13 protein-coding genes are annotated in these 14555 nt (G+C 35.3%); 6 read left to right on the top strand and 7 right to left on the bottom strand.

Features of this window, described 5'->3' with window-relative positions; translation table 11 throughout:
* Positions 1 to 9 precede the first annotated feature (9 nt).
* The gene (locus tag NSS97_RS03285; protein ID WP_107887597.1) at positions 10 to 1068 is read right to left on the bottom strand and encodes an iron chelate uptake ABC transporter family permease subunit; all 1059 of its coding nucleotides are present in this window, start codon (positions 1066 to 1068) and stop codon (positions 10 to 12) included.
* Entirely contained in the window at positions 1065 to 2069 is a 1005-nt protein-coding gene (locus tag NSS97_RS03280; protein ID WP_002010489.1) for a FecCD family ABC transporter permease, read from the bottom strand. The genes NSS97_RS03285 and NSS97_RS03280 overlap by 4 nt, the downstream gene beginning before the upstream one ends.
* A 172-nt stretch (positions 2070 to 2241) precedes the next feature.
* Between NSS97_RS03280 and NSS97_RS03275 the strand changes: the two genes are divergently transcribed.
* Both NSS97_RS03275 and NSS97_RS03270 read left to right on the top strand, forming a co-directional pair.
* Positions 2242 to 3210: an ABC transporter substrate-binding protein gene (locus NSS97_RS03275; protein WP_341111561.1), complete on the top strand. Its 969-nt coding sequence runs from the start codon at positions 2242 to 2244 to the stop codon at positions 3208 to 3210.
* A gap of 381 nt (positions 3211 to 3591) precedes the next feature.
* A complete protein-coding gene (locus tag NSS97_RS03270; protein WP_016093355.1) occupies positions 3592 to 4977 on the top strand; it encodes a peptide MFS transporter in 1386 nt (461 codons plus the stop codon).
* 40 nt (positions 4978 to 5017) lie between these two features.
* Here the strand turns inward: NSS97_RS03270 and NSS97_RS03265 are convergent, their stop codons facing one another.
* Both NSS97_RS03265 and NSS97_RS03260 read right to left on the bottom strand, forming a co-directional pair.
* A complete protein-coding gene (locus tag NSS97_RS03265; RefSeq protein WP_002091002.1) occupies positions 5018 to 5197 on the bottom strand; it encodes an acid-soluble spore protein H in 180 nt (59 codons plus the stop codon).
* 208 nt (positions 5198 to 5405) lie between these two features.
* Positions 5406 to 5693 carry an ArsR/SmtB family transcription factor gene (locus NSS97_RS03260; RefSeq protein WP_001075217.1) on the bottom strand — a complete coding sequence of 96 codons (288 nt, stop codon included), beginning with the start codon at positions 5691 to 5693 and terminating at the stop codon, positions 5406 to 5408.
* A gap of 539 nt (positions 5694 to 6232) precedes the next feature.
* On the opposite strand from NSS97_RS03260, the gene NSS97_RS03255 reads away from it, so the two are divergent.
* Both NSS97_RS03255 and NSS97_RS03250 read left to right on the top strand, forming a co-directional pair.
* Complete coding sequence (locus NSS97_RS03255) at positions 6233 to 6622, top strand: TlpA disulfide reductase family protein (RefSeq protein ID WP_206771859.1); 390 nt, start codon at positions 6233 to 6235, stop codon at positions 6620 to 6622.
* 203 nt (positions 6623 to 6825) lie between these two features.
* Positions 6826 to 8445 (top strand): lactate permease LctP family transporter, encoded by a 1620-nt coding sequence (locus tag NSS97_RS03250; RefSeq protein ID WP_131929363.1) that lies wholly within the window; start codon positions 6826 to 6828, stop codon positions 8443 to 8445.
* A 182-nt stretch (positions 8446 to 8627) separates the two neighbouring features.
* Here the strand turns inward: NSS97_RS03250 and aspA are convergent, their stop codons facing one another.
* The 3 genes from aspA to gloA2 all read right to left on the bottom strand — a co-directional run bounded on the left by aspA (position 8628) and on the right by gloA2 (position 12038).
* Positions 8628 to 10064, bottom strand: a complete 1437-nt coding sequence (gene aspA / locus NSS97_RS03245; RefSeq protein ID WP_107887600.1) for an aspartate ammonia-lyase — start codon at positions 10062 to 10064, stop codon at positions 8628 to 8630.
* Positions 10065 to 10245: 181 nt separating this feature from the next.
* A complete protein-coding gene (locus NSS97_RS03240; protein ID WP_044444467.1) occupies positions 10246 to 11544 on the bottom strand; it encodes a hemolysin family protein in 1299 nt (432 codons plus the stop codon).
* Between the two features lie 107 nt (positions 11545 to 11651).
* Entirely contained in the window at positions 11652 to 12038 is a 387-nt protein-coding gene (gloA2, locus tag NSS97_RS03235; RefSeq protein WP_001017670.1) for an SMU1112c/YaeR family gloxylase I-like metalloprotein, read from the bottom strand.
* A gap of 91 nt (positions 12039 to 12129) precedes the next feature.
* On the opposite strand from gloA2, the gene NSS97_RS03230 reads away from it, so the two are divergent.
* Together NSS97_RS03230 and NSS97_RS03225 are read left to right on the top strand one after the other, a co-directional pair.
* On the top strand, positions 12130 to 13308 hold the full coding sequence (locus NSS97_RS03230) for a NupC/NupG family nucleoside CNT transporter (protein ID WP_000668860.1): 1179 nt from the start codon (positions 12130 to 12132) through the stop codon (positions 13306 to 13308).
* Between the two features lie 186 nt (positions 13309 to 13494).
* The gene (locus tag NSS97_RS03225; protein ID WP_002029713.1) at positions 13495 to 14511 is read left to right on the top strand and encodes an LCP family glycopolymer transferase; all 1017 of its coding nucleotides are present in this window, start codon (positions 13495 to 13497) and stop codon (positions 14509 to 14511) included.
* The last annotated feature ends 44 nt before the right edge of the window (positions 14512 to 14555 follow it).

Below are 14555 nucleotides of genomic sequence, written 5' to 3'. Positions count from 1 at the left end.
CATCTCCCTTTATGAATTCCGACTTTTATAAAGTAAATAAATAAAATAAGGTGCACCAATTGCTGATGTAAATACCCCTGCTGGAATTTCGAGTGGTGTGAAAACTGTACGCCCCATTAAATCTGCAGCGAGTACTAGAATTGCACCGATAATCGCCGCAACTGGGAGCAATGCACCGTAGAAAGAGCCAACTAATCTTCGCGAAATATGAGGTGCCATTAAACCAACAAATCCAATTCCTCCTGCAAAGGCAACTGCCCCGCCAATTAAAGCTGTACTAAGTAACAACATAAATACACGCGACTTCGTTAAAGGAACACCAAGTCCCACTGCTATATCATCCCCTAGCTCTTGTGCATTTAAATGTCTCGCAGCGATAAATGATATTGTCGTTAAAATGAGAACCCACGGCGCAAGTACCATAACATTTTGCCATGAAGAACCGTAAACAGTACCTGTGATCCATACATTCGCTTGACTTGCTTGATAAATTGGCGCTAACAACATAAATAAAGTTGTTGCTGCTTTCGTTAATGCCCAAAATCCAACACCAATTAAAACAAGACTAATCGGTGATAATCCATCATTTTTCCAGGCAAATAAATATACAAAAAACGCTACAATTGTTGCCCCAGCAAAAGCTGCTAGCGGCATATAATGAATGCTTACTGTTAACGCATTGTTTTTATCACTAAATATAGCTAAAAAGAGTACAACTGCAACACTTGCCCCGCCCGTAATTCCGATGATATCAGGAGAAGCAAGCGGGTTTCGAACGAGCCCTTGTAAAATACAGCCCGCTACCGCAAGCGCAATTCCTACGAGGATAGCAATTAAAATACGCGGCATACGAAATTTATTTACAACCATATTTGACATCGCATCACCACTTCCGGTAATCGCTTGCCATACGTCATAAGGAGCAATTTTCATATCCCCCATACCTGCACTCGCAAAAAATAATCCTATTAAAACAACTAGTAAACTCAATAAGACGAGACAAGCTCGTTTATACATTAAAAACGAGAGCTCGCCTTTTCCAATACGAAACGGAATATACTTCTTCATTTGCTAAGCCCTCTCTTACGTGCAATATAAATAAAGAATGGGGCCCCGATAAATGCTGTCATAACCCCTACTGGTACTTCTTGTGGCATAATGACATATCTTGCTGCTATATCAGCCAAGATTAATAGTATTGCACCTAACAATCCGCTATAGGGTACTCTCCATCTGTGATCTACCCCAACAAGAGCTCTTGCGAAATGAGGAGTAACGATGCCAATAAATCCAATTGGACCAGCAACCGCAACTGAACCACCAGACAACAGTACAATAATAAGTAACACGAATGATTTCATTAAAATCGTTCGTTGTCCGAGCCCCTTTGCGACATCTTCCCCCATCATTAATGTATTTACTTTCCCTGCCATCATAAAAGATGCAATCCAGCCTATTAATAAATACGGGAATACTGATTGTAAAATCTCTAACTTTCTTCCTTGCACAGATCCGGCAAGCCAAAATAACACTTCTTCAAATGCTTTTTCATTTAATACAAGTAACCCTTGTGTTAATGATGAAAATAAAGCGCTTATCGCTACACCTGCTAATGTTAACTTAAGAGGCGTTGTCCCTTCTTTTCCTAAAGAACTAGAGGCAAATACAAGTACTGCTGCAACTGCCGCTCCTAAAAAGGCAATCCATGTGAAAGCTGATAATGATGTCACGGAAAAGAGTACAATTGCTACAACTATAAAGAACGCAGCGCCTGAATTTAATCCAATAAAATCTGGAGAAGCAAGCGGATTCTTTGTTAAAGTTTGCATTAAACAACCCGCAATGGCTAAACTAGCACCAACACTTGCTGCAATTAACGCCCTTGGTAGACGCACATTTTGAATAATAATATGCTCATTTGAACCATTAAAATGGAAAAAAGCATCTAAAGCTAATTTCCAGCTCGTATTTGTATATCCGAAAATAATACTTCCCCAAATACAAATAACGACTGCAACGATTCCAACAAATAATCCAATCCATTTTGCTTGATTTGTTTTTAATAACATGCAGCGTTTCCCCTTCAATGTATAATGATACGTTGTAAGTGTATTTCAACTTAATTCTCATTGTCAACGATAATGAGAACTATTTTCAGTAATATATATTGACAATCAAAAGATAAAGGCTTAATATCATGCTTGCTATTGAAAAATATTCTCAACATGTAGGGGGTACATAATGAATTTCATGCAAAAGAAATCGTTTACAGTATTTGTATTTCTACTAGCTTTTTCACTTCTTTTAAGTGCTTGTGGAAAATCAAATAACAAAGAAGAATCAACAAAAGAAGATAATAAAAAAGAAATGATTACCGTTGAACACGCAATGGGTAAAACAGAAGTTCCTGCTAATCCAAAACGTGTAGTTATTTTAACGAATGAAGGAACTGAAGCTTTACTTGAATTAGGTGTGAAACCCGTTGGTGCTGTAAAGTCTTGGACTCGTGATCCGTGGTATCCACATATTAAGGATAAAATGAAAGATGTAAAAGTTGTTGGCGACGAAGGACAAGTTAACGTTGAAACGATTGCTTCTTTAAAACCAGACTTAATTATCGGTAACAAAATGCGTCACGAAAAAGTGTACGAGCAACTAAAAGCAATCGCACCTACTGTGTTCTCTGAAACATTACGCGGTGAATGGAAAGATAACTTCACATTTTATGCAAAGGCTTTAAATAAAGAAAAAGAAGGTCAAAAGGTTTTAACTGATTACGAAAAACGTATGAAAGATTTGAAAGGCCAACTTGGCGATAAAGTAAATCAAGAAATTTCTATGGTACGTTTTATGCCTGGTGATGTTCGTATTTATCATGGCGATACATTCTCTGGTGTTATTTTAAAAGAACTTGGATTTAAACGTCCTGGAGATCAAAACAAAGATGATTTCGCAGAACGTAACGTATCTAAAGAGCGTATTTCGGCAATGGATGGCGATGTATTATTCTACTTCACATTCGATAAAGGCAATGAGAAAAAAGGTTCTGAACTAGAAAAAGAATATATAAACGACCCTCTCTTTAAAAACTTAAATGCAGTAAAGAACGGAAAAGCATACAAAGTTGACGACGTTATTTGGAATACAGCTGGCGGTGTAATGGCTGCTAACTTACTACTAGACGACATTGAAAAACGCTTTGTTAAATAATTTCATTCTAACCAGCTCCCTCTTTTATGGAGCTGTTTTTTTTCATTTCACTGAAGTGTCACATTATTTCATTTTGTATTTTTATTCCCAATATGTTATATTATAAAAGTAAATAAAATATTTTTTCTCTATATCAGAATAAATATTTTAATCTAAATTTTCTGATTAATCACTATTTTGAATTCGTTTAGAATTCAATTACTACATTTGAAAACGCTTATTATCTTGTTTTCAGGGAAAAATACAATAACGGTTGAAGAACAATAGAACTTTTTTAGAAATTTTCTTTCTATTTCCATATAATTCTATTGACTTCTAAATATTTTGTAAATTAAAATGATTACATAAATATCCGTTATACAGGATTAGGGGGAAACAAAAATGGATGCAGCTTTAAAATTAGACAAAGCTGGAGAGCAACAATCACCAAAAAAACATCCACCAGGGTTGTATTTGTTGTTCTTAACAGAAATGTGGGAAAGATTTAGTTACTATGGAATGCGCGGCCTTTTAGTTCTTTATTTAACAACTGCTGCTGTTAGTGGCGGGTTAGGATTTGATAAAGCAGTCGCAGTACAATTATACGGTACTTTTACAGCGGCAGTATATTTCATGCCAATTATAGGCGGATGGCTAACGGATCATTATATTACAAGACGTCATGCCATTACTCTCGGCGGAATTATTATGGCAATCGGAAACTTTGTACTATTCTCAATGAATACAAAAACAGGACTACTCCTTGGATTAATACTATTAGTTATTGGTAATGGATTCTTCAAACCAAATATTTCTACACTGTTAGGTGAATTGTATGGTGAAAATGATTCACGTCGTGACAGTGCATTTACTATCTTCTATATGGGTATTAACGTAGGTGCTTTCTTCGCTCCACTTATTTGTGGATTTTTAGCAGAAGATTTCTTTAAAACAAGCGCTAATGGCGTTATTGTTATGGGATATAAATACGGATTCTTAGCAGCTTGTATCGGTATGATTATTGGACAAATTGTTTTCAACTTATTAGCTCCTCGTTACCTTGGTAAAGCAGGAACAACAGTTGTCGGTAAAAAATCAAAAAATCAACCTGTAATCGAAAAGAAACCTTTAACAAAGCAAGAGAAAAATCGTACTTGGGCAATTGTAATTTTAACTTGTTTCGTAGTATTCTTCTGGGCAGGATTTGAACAAGCTGGTAGTTCTCTAACACTTTATACAGATAAATTTGTTGATCGTACAATTTTCGGTTGGGAAGTTCCAACCTCTTGGTTCCAATCAGTTAACCCAGCATTCATCGTACTACTTGCACCATTCGTATCTATGTTATGGTTAAAACTTTCTAAAACAAAACGCGGTGATTTAAAAGTGCCAACAAAAATGGCATTAGGTATGATTTTACTAGGTATAGGTTACCTTGCTTTAACATTAGCAGTTCTAAAGACTGGAAGTAGTGAAGCAGATATAACTGTAAAAGCGAACTTATTATTCATCGTTATCACTTATCTCTTCCATACAATTGGTGAGTTATTCTTATCACCAATCGGTCTATCAATGGTAAGTGCGATTGCTCCTGTAAAATTAGCATCATTACTAATGGGGGTATGGTTAGCTGGTACGGGTATGGCTAACTGGTTAGCAGGTAAACTTGCTTCATTTACACAATCATTAGGATACCTTGAAGTATTTGCAAGTATCGGTATTATCGTTATCGTCTTAGGATTTGTACTCCTTCTCTTCTCTAAAAAAGTTGCGAGTATGATGGAATAACACAAAAAAGACGCTTCTAATTTTAGAAGCGTCTTTTTTATTATTTCTCCTCTAAAGCCGTCACGTCCACATGAACGCTCTCATCAGGATTAGATACGTCATACACTTGAGCAACTCCGCTCTGCTCGTCACAGCTCTCAATCCATACTGGTACGCCTTCATATGTAACGTCAATTCTACTTGAAGAAGATAAGATTTGTTTCACACGTGTCACATCCATACTACTATCCCTCCTTTTTCTTACTACACTCCTTTCTATCTTTTCATATCCCTTCAAAATATATTCCATCAATTTAGCACTTCAACCGATAGTTTGTTTCTTGCTCACGCGCTAATATATACGTTCTCAATTCTTCCTATTATTACATCCTTTCCAAATAAAAAAAGACGTATATTCCATACGTCTTTTTTTCCATAATATTCAAAAATTAAGAAAATAATGTTTTTACTACTTCACTTACTTTATCGTTATGAATTTGATAATACACTTCTAACCCGCGTCTCTCAAAGCGTACTACTTTATTTTGCTTTAATTTCGTTAAATGCTGTGAAACAGTTGATTGTGGTATTTCTAATACCTCTTGTAATTGTGTTACATTACATGTTCCACGCTGCATTAGTTCCATTACTAAACGTAGACGAAGTGGATGAGCTAATGCTCTTAACATCTGTACGTCTTCTTCTGAAATACGACAGTCAAATTGATTTTGGTTCATAAAGTTCCCCTCATTTTCGTTTTTTATTTTCTTTATTATTTATTTATATATCTGTTCTTATATTTCCTGTTACGACATAACTTTATCAACCTATAATGCTGAAAAATTTTTCCTCCTTTTATCAGCACACAGTTCAGGAAAAAATCCCTCCTGATTTTGAATATTATACTATATGATACAATAAAAAAGCAAAACAAAGGGCTAGTGATACTTTGCTTACAAACGTTGTTTTATCAGCCTTTTTGTTATATTTTCACCTTACTGAAATGTACAGTAATGATATTGTAAAATACCGTCCATAATTGATAACCTATCGTAAAGTAATTTGACCATATTTAACCAATTTGTTACGATGGAAATGGAAATTTAAGTAAGGAGGAGGATGTAGTATTAAAAAATGGTTTATTATTGTGTTACTTAGCATTGCGGTTGGCTGGACTATTATCAATCACTTCCTATTAGACAAAAAAGAAGATATAGCTTCAAAATCAAACATCCCCATTGGAACTGAAGTTGGCAATGTTGCCCTCGATTTCCTTCTGGAAACAACCACTGGTCAAGAAGTTCGTCTTACAGACTATAAAGGAAAAAAAGTAATATTGAACTTTTGGGCAAGCTGGTGTGGTCCATGCAAAATAGAAATGCCTGATATGGAAAAGTTTTATCACGATACTAAAGATATGGGGATTGAAATTGTCGCTGTAAATGCGACAGCTACTGAAAAAGACCCGAACAACGTAAAACAATTTCTTGAAGAAAACAAATACACCTTCCCCGTCCTATTAGATCAGAAAGGTCAGGCAAGTGCCGCATATCAAATCATCAGCATCCCAACATCTTTTGTCATCGATACAAACGGTGTCATTCAATATAAGCATGTAGGACCAATGACATATGAAAAAATGAAAGAATATGTCAATAATTTATAGAAGCGTAATCAAATCAATTTGATTACGTTTTTTGTCTACTTTATGAACAAAATGTTGCTTTTAATACTATTATGGAATAATTATACTTTTTCACGTTGACAATAGTGTTGAAGGAGAATATACTAAGCATGTAAGTTGATTGTGAATAGTTTCACAAATAATGTGAATTTCTTCACATATAATAGATAGGAGTTGTCATTATTATGAGTACTTGGACACAAATTTATGACCCATTAAACAATATTTGGTTATCTGCACTAATCGCAGCACTCCCAATTTTTTGCTTCATTATTTGTTTAGTGGGATTCAAAATGAAAGGTTACATGGCTGGTCTTTACAGTGTAATTGTTGCTATTATCCTTGCAATATTTGTTTATAAAATGCCTGCAACTGTAGCAGTAGCATCTGCCGGATTCGGTGTTTTATCTGGATTTTATCCAATTTGTACTATCGTTATCGCAGCTATCTTCCTTTACAAATTAACTGTTAAAACAGAACAATTCAATGTCATTCGTGATAGCATTTCAAGTATTACAAATGATCAGCGTTTACAAGTATTATTAATCGCTTATTCTTTCGGTGCTTTCTTAGAAGGCGCAGCTGGTTTCGGTGTTCCAGTTGCTATTACAGCTGCATTACTTGTAGGTATGGGCTTTAATCCATTAAAAGCAGCAGGTATTTGCTTAGTAGCTAATATCGCTGGTGGTGCTATGGGTGCTATGGGTATTCCAGTTACAGTACCTGCACAATTAACTGGGCTAGATGCATTAACTGTCGGTCGTCAAGCTGTTTACATTTTGCCATTCATTAGCATTGTTTTACCGTTCTTACTTGTTTCAATGGTAGATGGATTTAAAGGCATTAAAGAAACTTGGCAAGGTATTCTTGTAAGTGGTGTTTCTTTCGCAATTACTCAGTTCCTTGTAACTTACTTCTTAGGTGCAGAACTTACTAATATTTTCGCAGCAGTCGTAAGTATGGTCTCTCTTGCATTATTCTTACGTGTTTGGCAACCAAAATCTTCTGCTAAAGAAGAAAAACAAGAAGAAAAAGAATCTCATACATTCAATCAAATTTTATATGCTTGGTCTCCATTCGTATTCTTAACTGCATTTGTAACAATCTTTAATTTAAAACCAATTAAAGCTTTATTTGCTCCGGATGGTCCATTGGCAAACTTAGTATTTAACATTCAATTCCCTGGTCTTCATAATGCGGTTATGAAAACTGCACCAATTACAAAGGCTGATACACCTTTCGCAGCGATTTTCAAACTAGATGTATTCTCTTCTACAACTACTGCGATTGTATTAGCAATTATCGTTTCACTTATCGTCTACCGTGTAAACGGCAAAATGATTAAAGAATTAATGATCGAAACAATAAAAGAACTAAAAGTTCCAGTATATACAATTTGTAGCGTTATCGCTTTAGCTTACGTAGAGAACTACTCTGGTATGTCATCTACACTTGGACTTGCATTCTCTTCTACAGGAAATGCATTCCCAGTTCTTTCTCCAATTTTAGGATGGATTGGCGTATTCATTACAGGATCAGTAGTATCAAGTGGTTCATTATTCGCACCACTTCAAGCAGTAACTGCCGATCAGTTAAACATCGTTCCATCTACTCTCGTTTCATTAAACGTAGTTGGTGGTACAATCGCAAAAATGGTTTCACCACAATCCATAGCAGTTGCTTGTGCAGCAGTTGGACTAGTTGGTCAAGAATCTGCTCTATTTAAAATAGTAATGAAATATAGTTTAATCTTCTTAGCTATTATTAGCTTACTTCAACTTAACTCTGTATTTAATATCTTCTAAAAAAAGCACCGATCCAAATGGATCGGTGCTTTTTACATTACATTTTTTTATCCCGCATTAACGGGCAGTAAAACTCCCACCCCAAAATTCGGCGAATGCGAGGGAGTTAGGTGGGAGATCAACTGCCCGTTAAAGCCCGATTGGTTCAACTAATAATCAGTGGGGGATTCCCACCCCACTGATTAAAGTTTCACTTTATCCTTTAATAAAGAAGCACCAGCAATTTCGGGATGTGTCATTTCGTATGGATCCAAAATAATATCAAGCTCTTCTGCTGTAAGTACACCATGTTCTAAACATAGCTCCCTAACAGATTTTCCTGTCGCAATTGCTTCACGTGCAATACGAGAAGCTGCTTCATAACCAATATGAGGATTCACTGCTGTAATAACTCCAACACTTTTTTCAACATATTGCTTAAGCAACTCTTCATTCGCTGTAATTCCCTTTATACAGTATTCACGGAATACACGGAAACCGTTATTCATAATACTGATGGATTGAATTAAATTAAATACTAATACCGGCTCCATTACATTTAACTCTAATTGTCCAGCTTCTGACGCTAAGCAAATTGTATGATCATTTCCAATTACTTGGAAAGCAACTTGGTTAATTACTTCTGCCATAACTGGATTTACTTTACCCGGCATAATAGATGAACCTGGTTGACGAGCTGGTAATTGAATTTCCGCCAACCCAACACGTGGACCAGACGCCATAATACGAAGGTCATTTGCAATTTTAGACATATTCATCATACATACTTTTAGTGCTGCAGATACTTCTGTATATGCATCTGTGTTTTGCGTCGCATCAACTAAGTGCTCTGCACCAACAAGAGGGAAACCACTAAAAGTTCGTAAATGCTTCACAACTTGTTCTATATAAGTAGGGTTTGCATTTAATCCCGTACCAACAGCTGTCGCACCCATATTAACTTCGTATAAATGTTGACGAGACTGTTTAATTCTTTTTATATCACGCTCTAGCACTCTGCTATATGCTTCAAATTCTTGCCCAAGGCGAATTGGAACTGCATCTTGCAAATGCGTACGCCCCATTTTAATAACGTGATCAAACTCTTTTGCTTTATCATGAAAAGCAGAGTGAAGTTCTTCCATTGTAACAAGAAGTTCTTCCAGCATCATAAGAGTTGCTATATGAATCCCAGTTGGGAACGCATCATTTGTTGATTGGGCCATGTTCACATGAGTGTTTGGGCTAATTTTCGCATATTCACCTTTTTCGTATCCCATACGTTCCAAGGCTCTATTTGCAATTACTTCATTAGTATTCATATTAATTGAAGTACCTGCTCCGCCTTGAATCGGGTCTACGATAAATTGATCATGGAACTTTCCATCAACAATCTCTTGTGCCGCTTCTGCAATTTCTTGTCCGATATCTTTAGCTAAGTAACCTGTATCTATATTCGCAAGCGCTGCCGCTTTTTTTACAATTGCCATTGCCGTAATGAGTGACGGATGAATGCGGTATCCTGTAATAGGAAAGTTTTCTACGGCACGTAATGTTTGTACACCATAATAAGCTACACTCGGTACTTCCTTTTCACCTAAAAAATCTTTTTCTATACGTATATCCTTCGTTGCTACCATTTTTCATCACCTATACTTTTCATTCTAAATCCTTATCTAAAGAATTCGCCCTATAAAATACGAGTATCATTAAATGAATTCTTCAGTATCCACTTTCACTATATAGCACCCTTTTTGAAAGCGCAAACATTTATTTTTCTATATATACTTTTTATTAAAGTTTATATAATAGAAAATCCATTCATTCTTCTACTTTCTTTATTTCAACTCGCTTAATTTGATGCATATCCTTTTCAAGAACTTTAAAAGAAAAGCCGTGTTTCTCAATAATATCCCCCTCAGCAACGATTTGCTTTTGTACCATAATCCACCCACCAATTGTATCTACATCATCAGCGATTAAGTGTATGCCAAATAAATCATTTACTTCACTAATAAGCACTTTTCCCTCTACAATTTTACACCCTTCACTTATATGCTCTATAGGCGGGTGTTCATCTTCATCGTATTCATCTCGGATTTCTCCAACAATTTCTTCTAAAATATCTTCTAGCGTAACGATTCCCGCTGTACCACCATATTCATCATATAATACAGCTAATGGAATTCGTTTTCTTTGCATTTGTAATAGCAAATCATGAATAGGGATATTTTCTAACACTTCAATAACTGGCCTTGTATATGGCGTAATCGAGCACCCCTCGTCTCGATTACCATCCATATAACGAATAAATAAATCCTTTACATTAACCATCCCAATAATTTCATCTTTATCTTCACCAAATACGGGATATCTCGTGTACTTTTCTTGTGCGATTATTTTAATATGTGTTTCAAATGGTTCGTCCTCATATAAACCTACAACTTCCGTACGAGGTACCATAATTTCCTTTGCGACTCTATTATCGAATTCAAAAATATTATTTACATATTTAAATTCCCTTTGATTAATCTCTCCACTCTCATAACTCTCAGATAAGATTAATCGTAATTCTTCCTCCGAATGAGCTACTTCATGTTCAGAAGCCGGATGTAATCCGAATAACCCTGTTACAAGCCTTGCAGAACCATTTAAAGCCCAAATAAACGGATACATTACTCGGTAAAAGTAAATAATTGGCTTCGATAATAATAAGCTAACTTGCTCTGCCTTTTGTATAGCGAGCGTCTTCGGAGCAAGTTCACCAATGACAACATGTAAAAACGTAATAACTGCAAAGGCAATAATAAATGAAACTGTACTTGCAATTGCAGGAGATAGGTGTAGTTTTAAAAACAACGGCTCGAGTATATGTTTTATAGTGGGCTCTCCTAACCACCCAAGCCCTAAAGCAGTAATTGTAATACCTAACTGACATGCTGATAAATACTCATCTAAATTCGAAGTTACTTTTTTAGCTGCCAATGCTCCTCGTCGTTTTTCACTAACGAGTTGATCAATACGACTGCTACGCACCTTAATAATTGCAAACTCAACAGCCACAAAAAATGCTGTTAACGCAATAAGGATGGCTACCATCAGTAATTTTAAAATATCCACATATGTCCTTTAGCTTTCTTAGCTAAAGTTACACCTCCTTTAAAAAAGAAGTTTCACTTTAGTTTCTTCATTTATTTGAAAGCAACCCTATATAAAATTCACCAATTTCAAGCCTCATACAATTCTAAAGGCAAGCCATCTGGATCTTGGAAAAAGACAAATTTTTTATCCGTAATTTCATCCATACGTATCGCTTCAGTCTCCACACCGCATTGTTTTAAATGGTTTACAGCTTCTTCTATATTTGTAACAGCAAATGCTAAATGTCTAAGTCCAGCTGCTTCTGGAAAACTTGGGCGCTCAGGTGGACTAGGAAATGAAAATAATTCAATTTGATACTCTTCCCCTACACATAAATCTAACTTATAAGAATCTCGTTCTTTTCTATATACTTCATTTATCGCTTTAAAACCTAATATCCGAGTATAAAAATCCTTTGACAGTTCATAATTCGAACAAATAATTGCAACGTGGTGCACTCTACATATATTCATGCTCTCTCTATTCCTTTCTTTACCAAAGATGCATATTCTCCCTTGAAATGAAAAACATATATAGCAGAATATCTCTTTTAGGGGGCTTACTATGAAATTTATTACTTTTTTCGTGGGACTTATCGTTGTTTTCTTCCTTGCTTATATTGCTAGCAACAATAAGAAACATATTAAATTTAAACCAATTTTTATCATGCTTATTATACAATTAATTTTAACCTATTTATTATTAAATACAGAAATTGGTCTCATACTTATTACGGTAATTTCTAGCCTGTTTACGAGGCTACTTGAGTATGCTGCCAGTGGTATAAACTTTGTATTTGGCGGTCTTGCAAATAAAGGGGAAATGCCATTTTTCCTTAACGTATTATTACCGATTGTCTTTATCTCCGTCTTAATTGGTATATTACAACATTTCAAAATACTACCATTCTTTATTCGGTGGATTGGTTTCTTTCTTAGTAAAATAAACGGTCTTGGGAAATTAGAATCTTACAACGCCATCGCTTCCGCTATTGTCGGCCAATCAGAAGTTTTTATTACGGTTAAAAAACAATTAGCCCAAATTCCAAAACATCGACTATATACACTTTGCGCCTCTGCTATGTCAACAGTATCTATGTCCATTGTCGGTGCCTATATGACAATGATTGAACCAAAATATGTAGTAACCGCACTCGTTCTCAATTTATTTAGTGGTTTTATTATCGTACTCATTATTAACCCTTACGACGTTAACGATGATGAAGACATTTTGGTAATAAAAGGGGAAAAACAAAGTTTCTTTGAAATGCTTGGAGAATACATTCTTGATGGTTTTCGTGTAGCAATTGTCGTCGGTGCTATGCTCATTGGATTCGTCGCATTAATGAGTTGCATTAATGACCTATTCCTCATTATATTCGGCATTACTTTCCAACAATTAATAGGCTATGTATTCGCCCCTATTGCATTTCTTATCGGCGTACCAAGTTCTGAAATTGTCACAGCGGGTAGCATTATGGCAACAAAGCTTGTAACAAATGAATTTGTAGCAATGATGGATCTTAGTAAAATTTCCAGCACTCTCTCTATCCGTACAGTTGGTATTATTTCTGTCTTCCTCGTTTCTTTTGCCAACTTTTCTTCCATTGGAATTATTTCCGGTGCGGTAAAAGGGTTAAACGAAGAACAAGGAAATGTTGTTGCCCGCTTCGGCCTAAAATTACTATACGGCGCTACTCTTGTTAGTATTTTATCTGCGATTATTGTAAGTATTATGCTTTAATTAGGTAAAATTTTATCATTTTCTTATCCCTGTCTTTTGTATACAATAACGAATAGATGTCTTATAAATAATCAATACATCTATTTTTTATACATGTACAATACCTTTTATTTAGCGTAAAATATTTTTTATGTGTTTTAATACGCTTCTAGATGTATACACTTTGATTGTTTTAAAGGAGAAAAAATGATGAAATCCGACATTAACAACGAAACTCGAGCCAAAAAAGGACGCTCAAAGAAAAAGCGCCTACTTTGGTTCATTCTTATTCCCTTACTTATTGTAGCAATGGGAGCAGGAGGCTATTCCTTCCATATATACAGTAAAGCAAAATCCGTCTTAAGCAACGCTTATTCTGAACTCGGCCGAGGAGATAAATCCAGCAAACGTGAAAAAGCTGTTAAACCTATGACTGATAATATTTCTGTCCTGATCATGGGTGTTGATGAAAGTGATATCAGGGAAAAAGGTTACGGAAAAGCGACTCGTACAGATGCATTACTACTTGCAACAATTAATAAAAATGATAAATCTGTTAAACTAGTCAGCATTCCACGTGATTCACGCGTCTTCATTAAATCACGTGATAAATATGATAAAATTACACATGCACATGTATTTGGTGGTGTAGACAGCACAATTGATACAGTAGAAAAATTTTTAGATGTACCAGTTGATTACTATGTAAAATTTAATTTCAAATCCTTTATCAAGATTGTTGATTCTCTAGGTGGTATAACTGTCGACGTTCCAGTTGAGTTCACAGAACAAAATAGTAGCGACGAAGCAGATGCAATTCACCTAAAAAAAGGGCGTCAACATTTAAATGGAGAAGAAGCACTTGCACTAGCTAGAACGCGTCATATTGATAGTGATTATATGCGTGGTCAACGACAACAACTTGTTTTAGAGGCTATTGCTGAAAAAGCCCTATCTCTCAATTCCATTAATAAAATCGGAAGCCTATTAGATGCTGTCGATACAGACTTAAAAACAAATTTAACTTTTGATGATATGATGACTATTGCAAAAAATTCAATGGATTCAAATTTAAAAATGGATAAATTGCAAGTGGAAGGTACTGATAAATATATAGGTGGTATTTATTATTACGTTCCAAACGAAAAGAGTGTTAATGATATATCGACAACACTTCAAGAACATCTCGGTGTTACGAATAAAAATGAGCATAAAAAATTATAATAAAAAGGCTGCTAGATTTTTCTAAGCAGCCTTTTTATTATAAT

Source organism: Bacillus sp. FSL R12-0074 (assembly GCF_038005725.1).
GTDB lineage: Bacteria > Bacillota > Bacilli > Bacillales > Bacillaceae_G > Bacillus_A > Bacillus_A mycoides.
This window is presented reverse-complemented; position numbering and strand designations above follow the sequence as displayed.